Genomic DNA, 21,692 nt, shown 5'->3' with positions numbered 1-21,692 from the left:
CGGGCGGCAGTCATCAACCTTCAAGTTTTTCCAGCACCGCCGCTTTGTATGCCGGCCCACCCACCTTCGCGGTATAGCGCAGGTGCATGATCACGTCCGTCATGCTGTTAATGATCTTCTGTTGTTCCTGCGTATTCGAGCGCGGAAATTCCAGGCGCCATGTGCTGTCTGCACCCGTGCCTTCGAAGGCGAAGTAACGCCCGTCATCAGACATCGACATCTGATGCATACCGGCATCATCCACGCCGGTGCTGATCGCAATCTGCTGGTTATTACGCAGGTTCAACACGACGTCCGGCGGCGGCAGTTCGTGACCTTCCTCGCGATACAGATAAGGCAGACTGTCGGGATTGGGCTCCAGGGCCGTGACGCTGCGCAGTTGGGTCAGCGTCGCTTTCAAGTCGTCATAAGGACCGAGCACTACCGGCACCGACAGTGAAGCCGTGACGACCGTTCGGCAGTAATGACCCGGGTAATCCTCGTCGAAGAGCCGTTGCGGCAACTCAAAATCGACTTTTCCTGCGATGAGCGCAGCAATGACATCAGGCCATTGCGTTTCCGGCCCGAACACGCCCCGTTCGAACAACTGGCGCAGGGAGATGGTCTTGGTCAGCTCCAGCCGCCGCTCATTACGCTCCAGGTACCGCCGCTCCATACGGGCCAGATCGCCCTGCAGAATTTCCCCCGAACCCAGGCCATGCAGCTTGTCGCTCCACGCGCCCCCCTGCACGAACTGCGACTGGTAATCGCCCAGCTCGTATTGCCAAGCGGACTCCGCCATCTTGCACATCGCAAAAACATTGTCGTAGGCCTGGAAGAACAGGGTGGACATCTGCCCGAGCAAATAACGGTAGAGCTCGCGATTGGTCGAGCGGGTCTTGTAAAAGCTCAGCACCGCTTCCGCCTGGGCATGCGCCCTGCGGGTCTGCGCCAGGCTGGCCGTGGCGCCGGTGAGCGAGTGCTGCATGGCGAGGATCTGCTGGTCGAGTACTTGCATTTCGCTCCTGGCCTGTCTCGACGCGAATTTCCACTCCTGTGACCGACGCAAGTAATAAGCGCTCTTGTGCAGAGACTCGGCATCAATGGAAAACCCCGTGGAGAAAAGGCCCGCGACCGCGCCGACTGCACGGAGTGCGGCACCCAGCCTCATGCCACCACTAACCAAACCGAACATGTTCGGTACGCTGTCCGCAACGCCTTCTGCAGTTTGCGCCGCTTGCACCGCGAACAGCGTGTATTTGGCATCCAGAACCTTATCGTCCGCCTTGATTTCTGCAGCGACCAGCCTGCTTTCATCAAGGTTCTGGTAATGCTGCGCACGCTCCTCCACCACCTTCTTGCTTTCTTCCAAACCCTTCAACGACGCCTTGATCTGGTCGATCGACTGTTCCTGAATGTCGATGGCATAGGCTGACAGCTCTGCGCCATGCATCTGGATCATTTCTTCCTGTTCTGCCCGATCACCGGCCTCCATCAGCAGCCGGACTTCCCGGCCATAGCCGATCAGCATCTGCACCGCATTTTGGGCGATGGCCAGCAACGGCCGGAACCGGTAGTGCGGAATGCTCTTCCAGCCGCCGGCATTGCGTATCGCGCCCCATGAACCACCGGCCTGCGCCATCATCAACTGAGTAGGATGGGTCGGATTTTCATACAAGGCCAGATTCATTTCCTTGCCGTCGATCGTCAGGTTGTGCCGCATGTTGAACAGGCACTCTTTGATGTACTTCCAAAGGTTCAGCACCTCTGGGTTGGCAAAGGGGCGGAAGACATCCAGTTCCAGAATCGTGTAATCCGCCGTGCCTGCGATCCGCGGCGGCAGATCCCCGATGTTGACCGAGAGCGCGGCGGCATAGGTTTCCAGGGAGGAGAGACCCTGGGCCTTGGTCTCGAGAATCTCGTTGGCCGACCGTGGCACCCAATGGTCAATGGCCTTCGCGGTGGGCTCCGGGCCCATCAGTGCCAGGGCGCGCATGTATTGCAGTTTTGCCGCCGTCAGACTGTCGCGGGTCAACTGTCGATACAGCGAGTCGGCATGGGCGAGGATGCAACGCACGTAGTGGATGAAAACCGCCTTGCGGTAGTGGATACGGTCGGCGAAGGCGATGGCATCCGGGTTAACCAGGCCCTTGGATTCAAAATCCGGAAGGCCCTCTTCCAGCAAGACCCGGCACTGCCAGTATTGGGCCAGTGGTACGGTCTCGCCGGGCCGTGGGGTACGGATGTGCGGGTTGAAGATGTAGTGAAACCAGCGCTGCGACTCCAGGTATTTGCCCTCGTCGCGCAACCGGCAGGCGATGAGGAACACCATGTGAAAAAACAGCTCCCAATAGAAGGTACCGTGGGCGCTGTTGAAGTCGATGGGCACCCCTTCGGTGGGTGCACCCGGTTTGGGTTCAAGGGTGTTCTGGGTGGCCAGGGACAGGAGTTCGTCTATGGAGATGGCGGCTTTTGCCACCAGTTCCGTCCCGAACAGGGAGTTGAGGCGTACCTCTTTGACACCTTCAATTTTCAACAGCGTGAGATCGAGAAATTGAGCACCGGATGCCTCTTCCCTGATGGTGGGAGTTTTGGCAACGACCGTGGCATTGGCCACGTTGTATTGCAACGTTTCCGGCGCAGCAAAGTCCCCTTTGAGTAGTTCATTGAGCAGCACTTTTTCAGGTGTCACCGGTTTGAACAGCTTGTCGATAGCGGCATAGAAGCGTTGCGGTGTATCACCATTGCCCAATACGCTCGGGGCAAAACAGACTTGCAATGTGGGTTCAGGCTTTACCTGGGTCCCAACGAACTGCGTGACCACCAACTGCACAGGTGCGCCACGCTCGTGTTTGAACCGTCCCTGGCTAAGGGTCATCGGAACTTTCCATTCGCCACTCATGTCGCGATAGCTGACCTGTATTTTGTATGTCCACCCTCCGAGAATCCTGACAATCAGATCACCGAGAAAGTGCTCCTGATCCTCGAGCTCTTCGGCTTCGACCCACACCACCATCAGAAGAGGGCCAACCATTACAGGGCGCAAGCCGAGCATGTGCTGGGAGGTGGGAATTTTTACTTCCTTCCACTCATCCCAGGCGGCCGGCGAGAGAAAAGTACTCTGCTCATTCAATTCGACCTCGGCCTTGCGCCAGTAATAGGAGAAAGGCTGGACCCGTTTCTGGCCAATCAGGTAGTAATCCGCGTACTTGAAGTTGTTGCCCTTGCCGGGGTCGGTGCCGTTGACGCTGTCGATATACCCTGAAACCATCGCCAGGTTGCACAACTCACTGAATTTCGTCAGATGGCCAGACAATGCCTTCTGGACGAACGTTTCTTCGAGCCCACCCTGGGCCATGTTGTTTTCCAGCTCCTTGAAGGACTCGGACTTGTTCAGCCGCAACGTCGGGTCTATATAGATCTCCGGATCCTGTTTCAGCATTTCAAAACCGGCCCAGTTGGCTATGTTGCTGCGACTGATGCGCCAGGTATCCAGCTCATCCTTGCTGAAGTCATGGGTATGACCAGGTTCCATGCTGTGGTAGATCGCATTCAGATACTGTTGCACCGCCGCGATCGCTTCGGCCAGGGCCGATGATTCCGGTTGCTGGCCGATTTGCGTGTCCAGCAGCAGGTAGGCGTACAGGTCCTCGACCGAGGAAAGCTCCAGAGGCTTGGTCACCTCCATGTTCGGCGCCATCTGCCCCAGAAAGTAATCGGCGAGGGCGCAGCAACGCAGTTCCTGCAATGTACCAATGACGGTTGTGTTCACTTTGATAACCCCTGGAATGCGGTGTGCATCCGGCAGTGACTCGAGACGAACGGCAGACGCCTGGATTGACTGGCGTGGCGAAATGGCCAGATCGATCAGGCTATTTCACCCTGTGTTCATGATTGGCTTCTGGCGATAAGCGTTATCTTGTAGGCCGGATTCATCCACCCCGACACCTGCGTGTCGTTGATGTAAAACGCGCCATTGCAGTTGTATACGGCTGGTCCGAACTCTGGCTTGAACTGGATTCGCCAACGACCATCCGCATTGACCGTACCTTGCGCATAGATCGTTTTATCGTCCCCCGCCTTCACTATCCTGATCTCCACCCCAGGCATGCCCAAACCTGTAAGCCAGGATTGAACAGGAACCACACTGTTCGAGAGTGGCGACAGGACTTGCACAGGAAGGGCATAGCCAGCCACCACCGTCACCTGCACAGGCGCCGCCGAAGATTCGGTCGCATCAATGTTGCGCTGCGTCACCACGAACGTATGCGGCCCCGGTGACAGCTTCTCGGCAAACCTCACGGCCCACTTGCCATCGGCGTCCACGCTGGTCCTGGCCAATACCGCGCCGGCGCCACCGTAGATGATGATCTGCGCCGAGCGGGTGCCCGTGCCGTGCAGCAAGGGTTGAACCTCGACTTTCGGGGCACCATTGACCGGGGACAGCAGCACCGGCGCCGGCGTCCCCAGGCGGGCGTCCAGCGCCAGGTGCTGGCTGAACCGGTCGCAGGAAAAGATCAGCCTGAACGTGCCATTACGCAGGTCCCGACAGTTGATGCGCCACTGCAGGCTGGTCTGCGCGCCGATGGCGACGACGGCCCCTTCCCGTGGTTCGATGTCCATGCCCAAGGCCTTCGCCGACAGCGCCCCCTCGAACGCCAGCATGCCGAGCGCGCCATTGAGGTCCATGCCCGTGGGCATCTTGATGGTGAGGATGTAATCCCGGCCACGGATAAACTCCAGCGGTGCGCTGGCAGAGGTCTGGGCGACCACGGCCCCGGCAGGTGCTTCGACCATTTCCCATTCCCAGGCAATGGCCGGGACCACCTTGACGTTGAACGTGCGCTTTTCCGCCGCGACGGTCTTGCGATCGGCCGTCACCACGTAATCACCGGCGACCTCGCCCACAAACGCATAGGTGGATTGCCCGTCACTGCCGGTCGGGATATTGACCGGCGTCGAGGCCGGGCCGGGCCCCGTGTAACTCCACTCCACGTCACAATTGGGCACCGGCGGCGACTGGTTGTTGTTCGCCTGCCGGACCGTGACGAACAACAGGTGGGGAGTGCCCACCCCGGGAAATTCGGGCCGCGCCGATTCCCCATGGATCACCGCCGTCGGTGCGACGTCGACCTCGATCTGCTGCTCGTCCATGCTGACCTTGGCAGTGTAGGCCTGCTTACCGGCGGCCGGCGCCGCTACGGTGAACTCGGCGATGCCATCCGGGTTGGTGGTGGCCGTACCGATCGGGGTCGTACCCGCCCCGGCATACAGCTTGACCTCCACACCCGGCGCCGGCGTTTTGTCCAGGCGCACTACATGGCAGTGAAGCAGCATCGGTTGCCCGACCAGCGCGACCGAAGCCACCTCCAGGCGGGTGATCGAGGGGCTGTCGATAAAGTCGATGTTGGTGATGACCCTGGCGTCCTTGCTGGCGTAAGTGGCCACCAGGATCGCGTCGCTGATGGGCACCATACTGGTGACGAGGGTGCTGGCAATGCCCTTTTCATCGGTTGTCGTGCTGGGCGGTGTGGCGGTGAGCCCATCGCCGGTAAAGGTCACGGTGCGTCCGATACCAGGGTTCTCGTAGTGGTCCATCAGAATCACATGGACCGGGAAGCTTTCCTTGCCACCGGCAAGGAATTGTTCGTCGGGGCGAGGGTTCGGCGTGCCTCCGGGGGTGAAGCCCAAGGTCAGTTCATCGCTTGCGACAAAGATCGTCGGCCCAACAGCTTTCATATCCAGACCATAGCGGGCCGTGACCAGCACCTCGCCCTGCCATTTGGAAACCTCGGGCTGGAAGTGCACCACGGCACGTCCGTCGTTGTCGGTGGTGGACCGTTGTTGCAGCAAGCCGGGACGGTTCGCTTCCCAGGTGATGGTAATGTTCGACATGGGGTTGCCCGCCAGGTCGCGTATCCACACCTCGATCAGGGCCACCTGGCCTTTCATGTTGGCGATCAGGGTGTCGTTGATGCACCTGATTTCGTGGGTCACGCTCTGGCCGACCTCGCCGACCTCCTGGATTTGCCCCTCGAACGCGGCGCCGGACAGCACTTCCATGACACGCTCCGCGGCGGTGCGGTAAGCATCCTTGTCACTGTTGTGGGTAAGCAGGCCCAGTTGAATCAGGGCCTTGGCATCCAGCTTGGTGCGGGTGGCCAACTCGCGGATGCGCAGCAGCGTGTCGATATCGTCGGTATCGCGGATCACCAACTTGCCCAGGTAGAGAATGCACTCGATGACTTCCCGCACGCCCCAGTTCAGCACTTGCGCCAGTTGCGTCGCGGCGGAGTCGCGGATCAGCCGTTCATCCTCGGGCGTGAGGGCCAGCGGCAGGCTGTTGACCATTCTCAGGTAGTTGAGGAGTTTTTCCGCCGGCTGCCCGGTGTGCTTCACTGCCCGCTGAAACTGGGTCAGTTTGTACAGCGTTGCCAGATTGAGGTTCTGCGCATCCTGCAGGCCGAACCATTCGAAGTTCCTCGCGGTGGTCAGGGTCGCCAGCATGGCCGACGTCAACGCCAGTTTGCTCGCCACCTCGGCGCGCCGGGTCAGGTGCCCGAGCAGGTTGAGCACACGGTCGCCGAGGTTGATCCTGTCGGTGGGCAGGTTCACTTCCTCGAGGGCGCGCACGGTTTCCTTGAGCAGCACATAGACGCCGCCGGTGTCGACCCATTTGAGCAGCGGCAGCACCTGGTCCTGGGCGCACTTCAACATCGTCGCCAGGCTTTCCACGACCACGGCGATTTGCGCATCACGCGCCTGCAACACCGCCGCGACCAGGACTGTACGTACCCGCTCCTCATCGCTGGGGGAAATACCGGCCTGCTCCATCGCCGCTTCAACTTCGGCGACCACCCGTGTGTAATCACTCTCGTCGTTGGTCAGGCTCGATATCAGGCCCTTTTCATCGACCAATTGACCGAGCAAGGCCATCCATTCGGTCGTTTCGGCGTCATCGCTCAGCCCGATGCCCGCTGCGCGGAAAACGCTTTCCGACAACAGGGTTGGCTGCACTCGGGTGTACATCTCCTGGATCAGGGTGATTTCTCCATCCGTCGCGATGGGCGGCGTCACGACCTCTTTCACCTGCGCGACCAGCCAGGGCACGCTCAGGTTATTGTCCTTGAGCCACTGGGCACAGGACTGCGCCGCGTGCATCACGCTCAATACATCGCCCACGCCGCTGGTACCGCTGATCAACAGGCGCGACTCGCCAAGAATACGTTGCAGCACCTCGCTGGCCCCTCGCTCACTCAAAAGTTCGAGCAAGGCTGCCAGTTCGATCGGGTTGAGCCGGAAAAAGGAAGCGAGCAGGGCCAGGCGGTAAAACGACGACAGCACTGGCAGACTGCACGGCAGTTCGTCGGTGAAGTTGTAGCTCTTGGCGACGAAACGCGAGAGGTAGCGCCAGACCTCCAGGTTGAAGCCCAGAGGCCGGCAAATCTGATCGACTATGCGTATATCGTCGCGGGTTTTCGGTTCGATGAAGAAAAAACGCCCATCGGCCTTCAGCGGGGTATCGAACAGGCCTTCCTGGTTGAAGATCTGGTCGAACTGCGGTGGTGCGTCACCTATGCCAAAGGGAAGAATTTCGTCGATCAGCACGACGAACTGATCAATCGTGCAACGGAACAGCAACTGAAACTCGCGGAACAGGCCGAGCGCACGCAGGGTGTTGTTGGTGATTTTGATCGGCTTTTCCGCCATTGCCTTGGCCCGGGCTGCGGGGTCGACCGTTTCGCCGCGGATCTCGGCATGGTGACAGGCCCAAAGAAAGCGATCGACTTCGTAGGGCGGCAAGTCCAGCCAACGGCTCAAGCGCAGCATCCGGTTGATCCGGTCCATGCCGGTGAGCGTAATGTTGAGGAACTGACGGGTCGAACCCTCGACAGGCGCGGACAAGTCGATCGACTTGGTGTTGCCGGAGTTGATGTAGGTCGAGCCAAACTCACTGGGGGTCGGTGCTGCGACCGGAACGTTGGGGGATCGGGTCGGCGCGAAAGTTTCAATCGACAGCAACTGGGTCAACCTCAGCGCGTCGATATCGGCCTTGGCGCAGAAATACACCGAGTCGAGCAGTTTGGCCGCCGTGGAATTGAAGTTATCCAGGTAGAATTTCGCTTCGTTACCGGCGACCACGAAGCGCTCGGTCAACAATTGCTGCTGTTGCGGCCCGAGTTTGCACGACAACTGCAGCGCATTATCCGACAACGCCCCGCGCACGCCAGGCTGCTTGAAGTACGGTGCGGGAGGGTCGATGGCGCGAACGACATGGCCCAGCAATATCCGGTTCTGGTCCAGCACCCGGGTATATTGCTCCTTGTACCACTCGAACGGCATCGACCGGGGGGAAAGCGCGTCACCCGGAGCACGTCATCGACCACCTGATTGTTGTCTTCAAGCGCGGGCGCCAGGTAGGCCTCGATGATGTTTTCCAGTATTTCGTTGAACAGCTTGACCGTCGGTTTTACCTGGAAAGTGGCCTTGGCGTCGATGACCATGTTGGCCAGATCGGGGCGTCGCGTGTCCAGCGTGACCAGTCCGGCGCCACCCGCCGCCCGCGCCTCCAGGTCCCGTGCCAGCGTGATCAGATGCACGAAATAGGCAACCGCGAAGTTGTTCGCACTCATGGTGTTCGGCGGGCTGGCCCCCTCCCACTTCGGTCCGAACAGATCATTGAAATTGGGCATTTCCATCACCGCCCTGGCGCCGGAGCGGTGCAGCGGGTTTTCCGGCCCCTGCCTCACCAGCCGCTGTTCACGAAACTGCCGGGCGGCGTACAGCGCCAGGCTCGCGGCTTTGTCGCGCAGGGCCTGCACGTCATCACCGGCCACCCCGAAGGTCTCTTCCAGGCTCTGGTGATCCATCTTCAGGATGCCGAACACCGAGCCGCCCTTCTCGATGTATTCGCTGCATTTCGCGCGAGTCCTGGCGCCTCGTTTCGTGGGCACGGAGTCGAGCAGTTGCTGCAGCGATGGGTTGGTGATCGCCTTTCTCACTGTCGTTCTCCTGCCAGGGGCGGCGCCGGTAAAGGCGAAGGGTTTTGGTACGCACGACCTTTGTACGCCGGGCATTGAAAACGCCACACCTGTGAGAACTGACAGTGCCGACGGGCGGTAGGTGTTACCGGGGACAGAAAACAGGCATGAGAACGAGGGGGAAGCCCCGTGGCGCAGGGCCGGGGAACGCGTTCGATACGCGGGGGACGGCGGGCAAGAAAAAACTGTTCAGCCAGGAATTCGTCGCGTCGAACGATGAACGCGACGTCAGTCACTGCGAGAACGTCTGGGGCGGAATCAGGTCACGCAGAAGCCGACAGCGGCTGAAAACTGAAATAGCGCCTCAACGCCTGCACCAGATCCGCGAACTCCGGCGCGGCCCACTGCAAGCGGAACCCGGCGTCGTAATGCAGGGGGGTGGCGTCTTCATGGCACCATAGGCAACAGGCGCCAAGGTCAACCACCTGCAAACGACCATCAGGCAAGGGGATCTTCAAGCGCAACTCAAAATCGGCGCCAATCATCATCGGCAACTGGCTGATGAGCATCAGCCCGTCTTCAGAGACGTTGCCCAGAAATCCGATCGGCTTGTCGGTAACGCTGTTGAACACTCTGAGAAAATACGGCAGTTGATGCCGCTCGATCCGGCGGTCAGAGGACATGTTGGGTTCGCCATGCAAGGCCCCCGAGAGAGGCCGCACTATCACTTCGGAACGGGCCTGCCTTTGAAGGCATTGGCGCGCTCTCCCCGGTCACGGTGCGACAGTCGATACGGCGCTGTCGCTTACTCCTGCCGATCACAGGTGTTGCCTCGGTCCGCAAGCCACGCTTGAGAGCCGGATAATTGGACTATAGCTCACCCTTGCCGGTGAGCCAGCTTTGAATGACAAGCCCAATCAGAACCGCGTCGGACGCACCACGGCGGCACTTCGCAACGGGAAATGTCCCAGCGATTGCAAGGTATCCAGCCGCGCCTGGGCACGGTAGGCGTATTCGCTCTGCGGGTACGAAGCGATGATGAACTGGTAAGTCTGCCCCGCGTCCACGAACAGTTTTTGTCGCTCCAGACACAAACCGCGCAGCATCGACACTTCCGGCCACACGTATGACCGCGCGCGGCTGGCACGATCAACTTTGGACAATTCGAGTGTCACCTGTTCGCAATTGCCACGCTCGTAGGCGCTGTAGGCGTTATTCAAATGATGGTTCATCGACCAACGGGTGCAGCCCGTAACGCTGACTACGGCGAGGGCAAGGGCGGCTATGGGCATGAATCGCATGGGGGTTCTCCTGTCTTGAGCTCTGTATCGACCCGTCGACGGAAATCTTCAGGCTGCCGGTCATCTAATGTACCCGGTTCAATCAACAAACGAATAAGTAGTGCACATGAACAATGACTACACCCCAAGAGCATAGTAGCCTCACTCAGCGCTTGAACTCAGGAGTCTTTGCATGTCCGTCCGTCGTACCAAAATCGTCGCTACCCTTGGCCCGGCCAGTAACTCGCCGGAAGTACTGGAACAGCTGATCCTGGCTGGCCTGGACGTCGCCCGCCTGAACTTTTCCCACGGCACGCCCGACGAGCACAAGGCTCGCGCGAAGCTGGTGCGGGACCTGGCGGCCAAACACGGTCGCTTCGTCGCCCTGCTGGGTGACCTGCAAGGTCCGAAAATCCGTATCGCCAAATTCGCCAACAAGAAGATCGAGCTGAAGATCGGTGACAAGTTCACCTTCTCCACCAGCCATCCTTTGACTGAAGGCAACCAGCAGGTCGTCGGCATCGACTACCCGGACCTGGTCAAGGATTGCGGCGTGGGCGACGAGCTGCTGCTCGACGACGGCCGCGTAGTGATGCGCGTCGAAACCGCCACCGCCACCGAACTCCATTGCGTCGTGACCATTGGCGGTCCGCTGTCGGACCACAAGGGCATCAACCGTCGTGGTGGCGGCCTGACTGCCCCTGCCCTGACCGAGAAGGACAAGGCCGACATCAAGCTCGCCGCCGAGATGGAAGTCGACTACCTCGCCGTGTCCTTCCCGCGTGACGCAGCCGACATGGAATACGCCCGCCAACTGCGCGACGAAGCCGGCGGCACCGCCTGGCTGGTCGCGAAGATCGAACGCGCCGAAGCCGTGGCCGACGACGAAACCCTCGACGGCCTGATCAAGGCTTCCGACGCCGTGATGGTGGCCCGTGGTGACCTGGGCGTGGAAATCGGCGACGCCGAGCTGGTGGGCATCCAGAAAAAGATCATCCTGCACGCCCGTCGTCACAACAAGGCCGTGATCGTGGCGACCCAGATGATGGAGTCGATGATCCAGAACCCGATGCCGACGCGCGCCGAAGTGTCCGACGTAGCCAACGCCGTGCTCGACTACACCGACGCCGTGATGCTCTCGGCCGAGAGTGCCGCTGGCCAGTACCCGCTGGAAGCCGTGCAGGCCATGGCGCGCATCTGCGTCGGTGCCGAAAAGCACCCAACCGGCAAGACCTCCAGCCACCGCATCGGCAAGACCTTCGAGCGCTGCGACGAAAGCATCGCCCTGGCGACCATGTACACCGCCAACCACTTCCCGGGCGTGAAAGCGATCATCGCACTGACCGAAAGCGCCTACACCCCGCTGATCATGTCGCGTATCCGCTCCTCGGTGCCCATCTATGCGTTCACCCCGCATCGTGAAGCCCAGGCCCGTCCGGCCTTGTTCCGCGGCGTGTACACCATTCCGTTCGACCCTGCCTCCCTGCCACCAAGCCAGGTCAGCCAGGCGGCCATCGACGAGCTGCTCAAGCGCGGTGTGGTGGAGCAAGGCGACTGGGTCATCCTGACCAAGGGCGACAGCTACAACACCATTGGTGGCACCAACGGCATGAAGATCCTGCACGTTGGCGACCCGATGGTCTGAGTGACCGGTTGCTGAAAAAACAAAGCCCCGCCATGTGAATGGCGGGGCTTTTTGTTTTATGGTTCTGATGATGTGTTGGCCTCATCGCGAGCAGGCTCCCACATGAGATTTGTGAACGACGCGACTCCTGTAGGAGCGAATATGTCGAGGCGTCGAACCGTCGCGATGGAGGCACAGGCACCGAGTGGTGTCAGGCGGCCAGCGTTATCGTTGACGACCATCGCGAGTGAACTCGCTCCTACAGGAACAGGGGCCCCAGCCGACGAGGATTCAGCGCTTGTTGATAAACCCCGACAACGCCGCCACCGCCTCCGGCGAGCGCAACCGTTGAATAAAGAGCGCGCCCTCCTCTTCTATTGCCTTGCGCAGAGGCTCGCGGTCCAGCGCCTTCATCAGTTGTTTGCTGATGCGCACCGCGTCCGGCGGCAAGGACTCGAATCGCAGGGCCATCTCCCGCGCCCGGGCCAATGCTTCTTCGCCACTGCCCAGGGCTTCGGACGCGATGCCCCAAGCCGCCGCCTGCTCACCATTAAAACCTTCGCCGAGCAACAACAACTCAGCCGCCTTGGCGTGCCCAAGCAGGCGCGGCAGGATCAGGCTGGAACCGAACTCCGGGCACAAACCGAGGTTGACGAACGGCATGCGCAGTCGCGCGTCCCGGCTGACATACACCAGGTCGCAATGCAGCAACAGCGTCGTGCCGATGCCCACGGCGGCCCCGGCCACTGCCGCGACCACCGGTTTGCGGCATTCGAGCAGCGCCAGCATGAAGCGGAACACCGGGCTGTCGAGGCTGCTTGGCGGTTCCTGGAGGAAGTCGGCGATGTCGTTGCCGGCGGTGAAGCACTCACTGGAGCCGCTGATCAGAACGGCATTGATGTCCGAGTCGGCATCCGCCTGCCTCAACGCCTCGCCCAATTGGCTGTACATGGCGCGGGTCAGGGCGTTCTTTTTATCGGGCCGGTTCAGGCGCAGGGTCAGCAGGCCGCGTTCGCGTTCGATCTGGATGGCATCGGTCATGGAAGGTCTCGCGTCTGAAAGGTCAGCGCTCAACCGCGAGGCAGGAAGACGTCGGCCAGCAGTTGGTTGCGCGGCAGTCCCGCCAGATACAGGCGCCGGGCGAAGGCGTCGACGCTGTCGGGGGACCCGCAGAGTAAGGCCAGGGTTTGCCGGGAAACAAGCCGCAGTTGCGCCAAAGCCGCCGGCAACTCGGTCGACGTCCACAGCTCGACACTGAGGTTCGGGCGACTGGCGGCCATGGCCTGCAAGGGTTTGGCCAGATAATGCCCTTGCGCATCATGGGCCAGGTGAATCACGCGGATGTCGCCCTGGTGATCCTGGCGCAAGGCTTCGCGCAACACGCCGAACAACGGCCCAAGGCCGGTGCCGGCCGCCAACAACCAAAGCGGCCGAGTGTCCCAGTCGGGGTCGTAATGCAAGGCGCCACCGCGCAGCTCGCCCAGGCGCAGGCTGTCGCCGACGCTGAACTGACGTGCGGCGTCACTGAATTGGCCGCTCTGGCGGCAATCGAGGTGGAACTCCAGAAAGCGATCTTCTTGCGGCAGGCTGGCCAGCGAATAAGGGCGCGCCACCTGTCCCGCCCACAGCACCAGATGCTGGCCGGCGCTATAGCGCAAGGGCTGTTGTGGGGTCAGACGCAGGCGCAATACGTCGCGGCTCAGCCAATCGACGGCAGCGACTTCGGCCGGACGTCCGTCCTGCAGAGGATCGAAGGCGTGCACCTGCAAATCCTCGATCACCTGACATTGACACGCCAGGCGCCAGCCTTGCTGGCGTTGCTCGACGCTCAATGCATCGGGCCGGTTGTCGCTGGGCAACCCTTGGCTGCATTGCACCAGGCACGCATGGCAACTGCCGGCGCGGCAGCTGTAGGGCACGGCCACGCCGTTTTGATTCAAGGCATCGAGCAGGTTGCTGCCCGGTGCCACCGACCAACTGCGATCGCCGACCCGCAACTCAGGCATCGACATTCTCCCAGGCCGCGGCACAACGATTGCGCCCGTCGCGTTTGGCCCGATAGAGCGCCTGGTCGGCACGCTGCAAGGCGTCATCGAGGTCGTCACCCGGCTCCAGCAGGGTCATGCCGCCCGACAGGCTGAGGTTACCCACCTTCAAGCCGATCAACTGGACATCGGTAAACGCGATACGCAGTCGCTCGCAACAGGCCGTCAGGCGTTCCGGGCTGCAATCGGGCAGCAGCACCACGAACTCCTCGCCACCATAACGGGCCAGCACATCGCCATCGCGCAAGCAGGCACTGGCCACACCGGCAAAGGCTTGCAGCACCTGATCGCCCGCAGCGTGACCGTGCACGTCGTTGATGCGCTTGAAATGGTCAAGGTCAATCAGCGCCAGACCATGGGCGACACCCGGTTCCATGGTGTCGAGCTCCCGCGAAGCCAGGCGCAGGAAGTGCCGGCGGTTGAACAATCCGGTCAGTTCGTCGGTGGCGACCAGGTCTTCGAGCTGACGCATCATCCCCCGCAGGGTGTCCTGATGCGCTTGCAAGGCGAACCGGCGCTGGCGCATCCGTTGCCGCGACGCCTGGACGTACCGCGCATAGAGTTCCAGCCAGACCAGCACGATCAACAGCACGCATGCCTGCAAGGCCGCCAATGCCGGATCCGCCAGCTGGAAGTTGTAGCCTTCCCACAAGGTGATCGCGCTGAAACTGAAAAACACCAGCAGCGCACACCGGGCAAAGGCGCGGCGAGACAGGTGGAACAGGCCGAACAACAGAATCAGCACGTAGAACACCAGGAACGCGCCACGGGCTTCATCCAGATTGGCGATCAGCCAGGATTGCCAGCCCAGCCCCAGCAATACCTGGGCTTCGGTCAGGCTGGGATCGCTGAAGCGCAGGTTCCAGCCGCTGTAGAACACCGCGAACAAGGCCGCCTGGCTGATGAACGCCAGCGCACTGCCGACAGCGACGTTCGTCAGGGACTGATGGTAATGCCCGGTAAAAAACGCCAGCCACAGCAACATCAGGGCCAGGGCATAGGTGCCGGCTGCGAGGGCAAATCGTTTGAGCAACAGGCGCTGGATGGCGTTATGGGTCAATCGTTGACTCACCGTGCTAAAGGAGGCTGATCGAGTGTCCTGCTCTACAGACCGATCGCCACTTTAGTGGCGAGGCGGATAAATGACCATTCAATTTTTGGTCCACCGGCCGTCCAGCCCCACCCGCCCGTTATGCGACCAACGAATAACCCTTGGCACGTGTGCCGGCTACCTGGGCGCGGTATACTGCCGCGCCGTTTTAGCCAGAAGAGCGGCTGCAAGCTTTCAGCTTCAAGCAGCAAGCTCAGAGCAGTATGCCGACAGCTTCATCGTGCCGCTTGATGCTGAAAGCTCATAGCTGCCTTAAGAATCGAGGAACGCGACTCATGACCGTGATCAAGCAAGACGACCTGATTCAGAGCGTTGCCGACGCCCTGCAGTTCATTTCTTATTACCATCCCGTGGACTTCATCCAGGCGATGCACGAGGCCTACCTGCGCGAAGAGTCGCCGGCAGCCCGTGATTCGATGGCACAAATCCTGATCAACTCGCGCATGTGCGCCACTGGCCACCGCCCGATCTGCCAGGACACCGGCATCGTCACCGTATTCGTGCGCGTGGGCATGGATGTGCGCTGGGATGGCGCCACCATGGGCCTGGACGACATGATCAACGAAGGCGTGCGTCGCGCCTACAACCTGCCGGAAAACGTCCTGCGTGCTTCGATCCTCGCCGACCCGGCGGGCGCTCGCAAGAACACCAAGGACAACACCCCGGCGGTGATCCACTACTCCATCGTTCCGGGTAATACCGTGGAAGTGGACGTGGCGGCCAAGGGCGGCGGTTCCGAGAACAAGTCGAAGATGGCCATGCTCAACCCGTCCGACTCGATCGTCGACTGGGTACTCAAGACCGTTCCGACCATGGGCGCCGGCTGGTGCCCACCGGGCATGCTCGGCATCGGTATCGGCGGCACCGCCGAAAAAGCCGCGGTCATGGCCAAGGAAGTGTTGATGGAGTCCATCGACATTCATGAGCTCAAGGCCCGTGGCCCGCAGAACCGTATCGAAGAAATGCGCCTGGAGCTGTTCGAGAAGGTCAACCAACTGGGCATCGGCGCCCAGGGCCTGGGCGGCCTGACCACCGTGCTCGACGTGAAGATCATGGATTACCCGACCCATGCCGCGTCCCTGCCGGTGTGCATGATCCCCAACTGCGCCGCCACCCGTCACGCGCACTTCGTACTCGACGGTTCCGGCCCGGCTTCGCTGGAAGCGCCGCCGCTGGATGCTTACCCGGAAATCGTCTGGGAAGCCGGCCCGTCGGCTCGTCGTGTCAATCTCGACACCCTGACCCCGGAAGAAGTGCAGAGCTGGAAGCCGGGCGAAACCGTCCTGCTCAACGGCAAGATGCTCACCGGTCGCGACGCCGCGCACAAGCGCATGGTCGAGATGCTGAACCGAGGCGAAAGCCTGCCGGTGGACCTCAAGGGTCGTTTCATTTATTACGTCGGCCCGGTCGATCCGGTGCGCGAAGAAGTGGTTGGCCCGGCGGGCCCGACCACCGCAACGCGGATGGACAAGTTCACTCGCCAGATCCTCGAGCAGACGGGTCTGTTGGGCATGATCGGCAAATCCGAGCGCGGCCCGACCGCCATCGAGGCGATCAAGGACCACAAGGCCGTTTACCTGATGGCAGTGGGCGGTGCAGCTTACCTGGTGGCGCAAGCCATCAAGAAATCCCACGTGGTGGCCTTCGCCGAGCTGGGCATGGAAGCGATCTACGAGTTTGAGGTCAAGGACATGCCGGTCACCGTTGCTGTGGACAGCAAGGGTGAGTCGGTGCATATCACCGGTCCTGCCATCTGGCAGAAAAAGATCAGTGAGAGCCTGGCGGTGGAAGTGCAGTAAGTTGCACTGAAACGCTCGAAAACCGGCCCGCCAGCGATGACGGGCCGGTTTTTTTTCGCCTGCGCAACGGCGATTTTCCTCCTTTATGGGGCCGACCTGTCAGATGTGACAGGTCACAGCCCGCGAATCCGCTGATAAGTTGAGTGCACAGGTGCGTCCTTGTCAGGTGGAAATGCAAATGGCCACAGAAGACCCTAAAGGCACGATCAACATTGCCGTCCCCGCCCAGCCGAAAATGGGCGGCGCCATTGCCAGTTTCGGCAGCTGGTCGCCTGCGGGGCCCAACGGTTCTGCCGAGATGTCCTTGCCGCTGCCGATTTCCGCCGCCCCCAATCGAAGCCTGGTGCCGCAAATCGGCCTGAGCTACAGCAGCCAGGTGGGCAGTGGTCATTTCGGTACGGGCTGGCACGCAGACGTCAATGCCCTCACTGTGCGCACCAGCAAAGGCGTGCCGGTGTACGAAAAAAACAACGACGTGATCGTCGGCCCCGGCGGTGAAGTGCTGATGCCGGAGCTGGGGGCGGACGGCGAGATCGTCGTCAGCACCGACAAGATCGGTACCACCGCTTACCAGGTGCTGCGCTATCAAGCGCGCGATGAAGGTGCCTTCGCCAAGGTCGAGCGCTGGTTCAATGACGAGGATGTTGGCGGGTTCTTCAAGATCCAGAGTGCCGATGGCAGCACCCGTATCTATGGCAAGTCACTGAACGCGCGCCGGGCCGAGCCCCGGGACGATGGCCAGCCAACGGCAGTCGATCGCACCGGAGTGTGGATGTTCGAGGAGCAGAGGGACGTATACGGTCAGCACATTGTCTGCGAGTACAAAGCGGACACCGGTGGCCCCGAAGACAACCAGGGACGTGACTTCCGCTCCCAGCGCTACCTGCATCGGGTGCTGTACGGCAACGCCAAGGCCGAACCGGAACTGTATTCGTTGAAGCCCGAGGGCTGGGCCGATGTGCATTTCCTGTTTCACCTGCTGTTCGACTACGGCGAACGCGAACACGACCTGACGAAACAACCGGTTTATGGCCCTCCCTATTCGCAGCCGGGGGATCAATATGGCGAGTGGACAGTGCGCGCCGATCCGTTCACACACTATGACTATGGTTTTGAGTTGCACACCCGCCGTCTTTGCCGTCAGGTATTGATGTTCCACCATTTTCCAGAGGTACAGGCTCATCCGTTTCTGGTGAGACGGCTATTCCTGTCGCACCAGGAGACCGACCTCGACTACAGCCAACTGGTGGCCGCCCATTTCCAGGCGTACGACAGCTTCGGCAACGTGGAAAGCCGGCCGCCCATGGAATTTCGTTACGCCCCCTTCGAGGCCAACCCGGATCGCCAGCCCGGTTGGCAGGCTTTTCCCGAGATGCCGGGGCTCAACGACGGTCAGCGCTATCAGTTGGTCGATTTGTACAACAAGGGCATACCGGGTGTTCTGTACCGCGACGACAAGGCCTGGCATTTCAGCGAGCCCCTCCGGAAAGAAGCCGGCAGTGATGAGGTGCGGTACGGCGACTTCAAGGCGCTGCCCTCGATCCCGGTGGGAGACAGCCGTAAACCCATCAGGCAGACACTCAGCGATCTGAACGGTGATGGCAGCCTGGAGTTTGGCTATAACTCCCCGAGCATGAACGGTTTTATCTCCATGACCCCGGAGCGGGAATGGTCCCAGTTCGTGCCCTATAAATCCTTCCCTGCCGAGTTCTTCCATCCCAAGGCACAGATGGTCGACCTGGTCGGTGATGGCCGCACGCACGTGGCGATGATCGGCAACAACAGCGTGCGCCTGTACACCAACCTGGGCCAGGACAAAGGGTTTACCAGCGCCCGGGATGTGCCGCACCAGGGCGACCTTGCACTGCCGCAACCTGGCGACAACTGGGAAACGGAGGTGGTGGGGTTTGGTGATTTATTGGGCAGCGGCAAACAGCACCTGTTTCGCCTGCGGTGCAACTCGCTGCAATGCTGGCCCAACCTCGGGCATGGGCGCTTCGGCCAACCGGTTGTGCTGCAATCACCCACATTTGATTACAACGCGTTCAATGCCTCGCGTGTGCTGATCGCGGACGTGGATGGCTCAGGGGCCGCTGACCTGATCTACCTGGAATCCGGCTGCATGCGCGTGTTCATGAACCACGCCGGCAAGGGCTTTGCCACCGAGTCCGTTGATATCCCCTGGCCGGAAGGCGTCCGTTACGACCGCTTCTGCCAGGTGACTACCGCTGATTTGCTCGGGTTGGGGTGCACCAGCATCGTCCTGACCGTCCCGCACATGTCGCCACGCCACTGGCGTTATGACTTTGTCCGCGCCAAGCCGTACCTCATCAATCGCAGCAATAACAACATGGGGGCTGCCAGCACGATCCGCTATCGCAGTTCAGCGCAGGAACAACTGGACGATGAATTCGAGCAGCATCAAGTCGACCCGAAAAAAATCGTCATTTCCAAATTGCCCTTCGCCCTGCACCTGGTCAAACAACAGACCCAACTCGATGAAATCACTGGCACTCAATTGTCGCAGGTCTTGAGCTATCGCCACGGTTACTACGACCCCATCGAGCGCGAATTCCGTGGCTTTGGCCTGGTGCTACAGACCGACACCGAAGGGACCCCGGCGCAACGGGCGGCCGAAGGCTTCACCGCGCCGGTCCTGAGCAAGACCTGGTATCACACGGGCGAGTTCATCGACCCACCAAGGGACGGCTATTACTGCGGCGACGGCAAAGCCGTGGACCTCAAACCCACTCGGTTGGAGCGCTACCACACCCGCGACCGGGCGGCGGAACCCTTCGAGCCGGACGAGGAAACGGCCCGCGAAATTGCCCGCACGCTCAGCGGCTCGGTCCGACGCACGGAAGTGTTCGCGGCTGACCATCCACGGGTGCCCTATGGGGTCACGGAAAACCGTTTGCAAGTGCGCCTGCTGCGCGCAAAAGGTGAACACAATCCTTATTCAGTGGTGCAAGCGATGGGGCTGGAGTCGATCAGCTACCAGTACGAACCCGAACTGCCGGATGACCCCCGCTGTGAGCATCAACTGAATCTGGGATGGGACCCGTACGGCAACGTACTGCACGCTTGCGTGGTGTATTACGCGCGCCGCACAACCCCGGAAAATCCGCCTTTCGCCGACGAGCATGAAAACCGCTATTGGCGCGACGCTCACGATGAAGCTCAGCAGTACCATTACCTAACCGAAACCAAAGCCGAACTCATCCACGTGTATGACGAGGCGAACTGGAAATCGGGAATGCCCTATCGGCTGGCTCTGCACTTTCGCGAGCGCGTGAATGCCCTGGTACTCGAAAAGGCTGAGTTGATCCCCGAAAACATCCACCACGAGCATTTCGTCTCACAGACCGACGAAAACGGCGACTGGGCGAGGCGAGCGGAACTGGCGGGTATGTCCATGCAATTTTACGTCGACCCGGCGACCAATGAGACGCTGCCCAAGGGCGTGGCGACTGTCGAGGCGCTGCCCGGGTACGTGGAGATTGCCGAGCTGGACAGAAAAGCCCTCGGCGCCTACGACAAACTCAAGGATGAAAACGGCAACATGCCGTTCAACCTCAAGGAGAAGCTCGAATCCCGCGAAGTGGGCTACCACATCATGGACCCGTTCCTGCCCGAGGTTGACCAACCGCCGCCGGAGGACCCGAGCGACGCGAAGAACTACCTGTGGTCAATCCACCGGGGGTTCATGCATTACCTCGACAAGGGGCGTTTCCACAACGTCGACTATTTCCAGCAGACCCGGAGCCACGGCATTACCAAGGTCACGCAAGACGCTTACGACTGCGTGCACGAGTCGGTCGAGTTGCCCGACGGTTGCATCACCCGGATCAAAGACGTCGACTACTACACCTTTCTGCCCAAAACCATCATCGATCCCAATCAGAACGCCCAGCAAGCAAGCTACAACGCCTTTGGTGATGTAAAGGTCACCAGTTTTTTCGGCACCGAACTGGGTCAACCCGTGGGCTTCGATCCACTGGAAGACTATGTACCGCCAGAAGATCAAAGCCCGGCGCACGCCATCGAAAACCCCGACGAGGCCATCGGCAACTATGCCTCGGCGCTGTTCACCGATCTGTTCGCCTGGATGGGCCGTGTTCCGGAGACCCAGCCGCTGCAAGGACCATGGTTCGACTGGGCGTTGGCCGCCGGCTTCATTCTGCCCAGCGGGCACCTGTGTGATCGGGCCCGTCAGCATGTGTTGGAGCTGGAAACGCCGAGCGCCCACGAACAGTTGCTCAAGCAGTATGTCGACACTGCCACGCGCCAACCCAGGCACGGGGCAGTGTTCCTGGCCGATCGTTACCCAAAGGATCCTGACAAGCAGGTGCGCATAACGATCACCCATCACGACGGTTTTGATCGCGAACTGCAGACCAAGCAGGAAGTAGAACCCGGCAAAGCCTGGGTGGTACTCCCCGACGGCACCTTGAAACTCAAGGCCGACGGTACGCCAGAAGAGGCCGAAGCGGCCCGGCGCTTTCGGGTCAGCGCGCGCCAGGAGTTCAACAACAAGGGTTTGCCGGTGCGGATCTACCGCCCCTATTTCGCCGACAGTTCCCGCTGGGTCAAGGACGTATCGTTACGCGAGGTCCAGTATCACGACAGACAGTTCTACGACCCCCTCGGACGGCCAACGGAGACCATCCTGGCAAAAAAAATGCCCCAGGGCCCGAATGCCGAGCTCAAACCCTTGCGGCGTGAAATGTGCTATCGCACCTGGTACACCGCCGCGTTCGATGAGAACGACAACTTCGATCCACCACCGGCGGAAAAAGGAAAAACCCCTGGACGTTGCATTGATCCAGACGGGAGCGGTCTGAACGCTCGACCCGGACGATGATCAATGGCG

The 21,692-nt window shown here is 60.7% G+C and carries 10 protein-coding genes; 3 read left to right on the top strand and 7 right to left on the bottom strand.

Features of this window, described 5'->3' with window-relative positions:
* Positions 1-13: 13 nt before the first annotated feature.
* The 4 genes from AB4N64_RS01750 to AB4N64_RS01735 form a co-directional block, all read right to left on the bottom strand.
* Complete coding sequence (locus AB4N64_RS01750) at positions 14-3,751, bottom strand: Tc toxin subunit A-related protein (RefSeq protein ID WP_460121470.1); 3,738 nt, start codon at positions 3,749-3,751, stop codon at positions 14-16.
* A 4,381-nt stretch (positions 3,752-8,132) separates the two neighbouring features.
* Positions 8,133-8,981 (bottom strand): Tc toxin subunit A, encoded by an 849-nt coding sequence (locus tag AB4N64_RS01745; protein WP_460121468.1) that lies wholly within the window; start codon positions 8,979-8,981, stop codon positions 8,133-8,135.
* A 302-nt stretch (positions 8,982-9,283) separates the two neighbouring features.
* On the bottom strand, positions 9,284-9,643 hold the full coding sequence (locus AB4N64_RS01740; protein ID WP_460121466.1) for a PilZ domain-containing protein: 360 nt from the start codon (positions 9,641-9,643) through the stop codon (positions 9,284-9,286).
* 234 nt (positions 9,644-9,877) lie between these two features.
* The gene (locus AB4N64_RS01735) at positions 9,878-10,261 is read right to left on the bottom strand and encodes a tetratricopeptide repeat protein (RefSeq protein ID WP_460121464.1); all 384 of its coding nucleotides are present in this window, start codon (positions 10,259-10,261) and stop codon (positions 9,878-9,880) included.
* Between the two features lie 172 nt (positions 10,262-10,433).
* Here AB4N64_RS01735 and pyk point away from each other — a divergent pair, with 172 nt between their 5' ends.
* Positions 10,434-11,885 carry a pyruvate kinase gene (gene pyk, locus AB4N64_RS01730; protein WP_460121463.1) on the top strand — a complete coding sequence of 484 codons (1,452 nt, stop codon included), beginning with the start codon at positions 10,434-10,436 and terminating at the stop codon, positions 11,883-11,885.
* 270 nt (positions 11,886-12,155) lie between these two features.
* On the opposite strand, the gene AB4N64_RS01725 is transcribed toward pyk, so the two are convergent.
* Genes AB4N64_RS01725 through AB4N64_RS01715 form a run of 3 tightly spaced genes read right to left on the bottom strand, consistent with a single transcriptional unit; the run spans position 12,156 to position 14,969 of the window.
* On the bottom strand, positions 12,156-12,905 hold the full coding sequence (locus AB4N64_RS01725; protein WP_460121461.1) for an enoyl-CoA hydratase-related protein: 750 nt from the start codon (positions 12,903-12,905) through the stop codon (positions 12,156-12,158).
* 29 nt (positions 12,906-12,934) lie between these two features.
* Entirely contained in the window at positions 12,935-13,870 is a 936-nt protein-coding gene (locus tag AB4N64_RS01720) for an iron-sulfur-binding ferredoxin reductase (protein WP_460121459.1), read from the bottom strand.
* Positions 13,863-14,969 carry a GGDEF domain-containing protein gene (locus tag AB4N64_RS01715; RefSeq protein ID WP_460121457.1) on the bottom strand — a complete coding sequence of 369 codons (1,107 nt, stop codon included), beginning with the start codon at positions 14,967-14,969 and terminating at the stop codon, positions 13,863-13,865. The genes AB4N64_RS01720 and AB4N64_RS01715 overlap by 8 nt, the downstream gene beginning before the upstream one ends.
* A gap of 326 nt (positions 14,970-15,295) precedes the next feature.
* On the opposite strand from AB4N64_RS01715, the gene AB4N64_RS01710 reads away from it, so the two are divergent.
* Entirely contained in the window at positions 15,296-16,819 is a 1,524-nt protein-coding gene (locus AB4N64_RS01710; RefSeq protein ID WP_460121456.1) for a fumarate hydratase, read from the top strand.
* A gap of 178 nt (positions 16,820-16,997) precedes the next feature.
* Positions 16,998-21,683 (top strand): SpvB/TcaC N-terminal domain-containing protein, encoded by a 4,686-nt coding sequence (locus tag AB4N64_RS01705; RefSeq protein WP_460121454.1) that lies wholly within the window; start codon positions 16,998-17,000, stop codon positions 21,681-21,683.
* Positions 21,684-21,692 lie beyond the last annotated feature (9 nt).

This window comes from Pseudomonas sp. S2_C03 (assembly GCF_054668405.1).
This window is presented reverse-complemented; position numbering and strand designations above follow the sequence as displayed.

Excerpts from the sequence above, each read along its gene's own strand:
- AB4N64_RS01740 (WP_460121466.1), bottom strand. The coding sequence starts at position 9,643 with ATGTCCTCTGACCGCCGGATCGAGCGGCATCAACTGCCGTATTTTCTC.
- AB4N64_RS01735 (WP_460121464.1), bottom strand. The coding sequence starts at position 10,261 with ATGCGATTCATGCCCATAGCCGCCCTTGCCCTCGCCGTAGTCAGCGTT.
- pyk (WP_460121463.1), top strand. The coding sequence starts at position 10,434 with ATGTCCGTCCGTCGTACCAAAATCGTCGCTACCCTTGGCCCGGCCAGT.
- AB4N64_RS01725 (WP_460121461.1), bottom strand. The coding sequence starts at position 12,905 with ATGACCGATGCCATCCAGATCGAACGCGAACGCGGCCTGCTGACCCTG.
- AB4N64_RS01720 (WP_460121459.1), bottom strand. The coding sequence starts at position 13,870 with ATGCCTGAGTTGCGGGTCGGCGATCGCAGTTGGTCGGTGGCACCGGGC.
- AB4N64_RS01710 (WP_460121456.1), top strand. The coding sequence starts at position 15,296 with ATGACCGTGATCAAGCAAGACGACCTGATTCAGAGCGTTGCCGACGCC.
- AB4N64_RS01705 (WP_460121454.1), top strand. The coding sequence starts at position 16,998 with ATGGCCACAGAAGACCCTAAAGGCACGATCAACATTGCCGTCCCCGCC.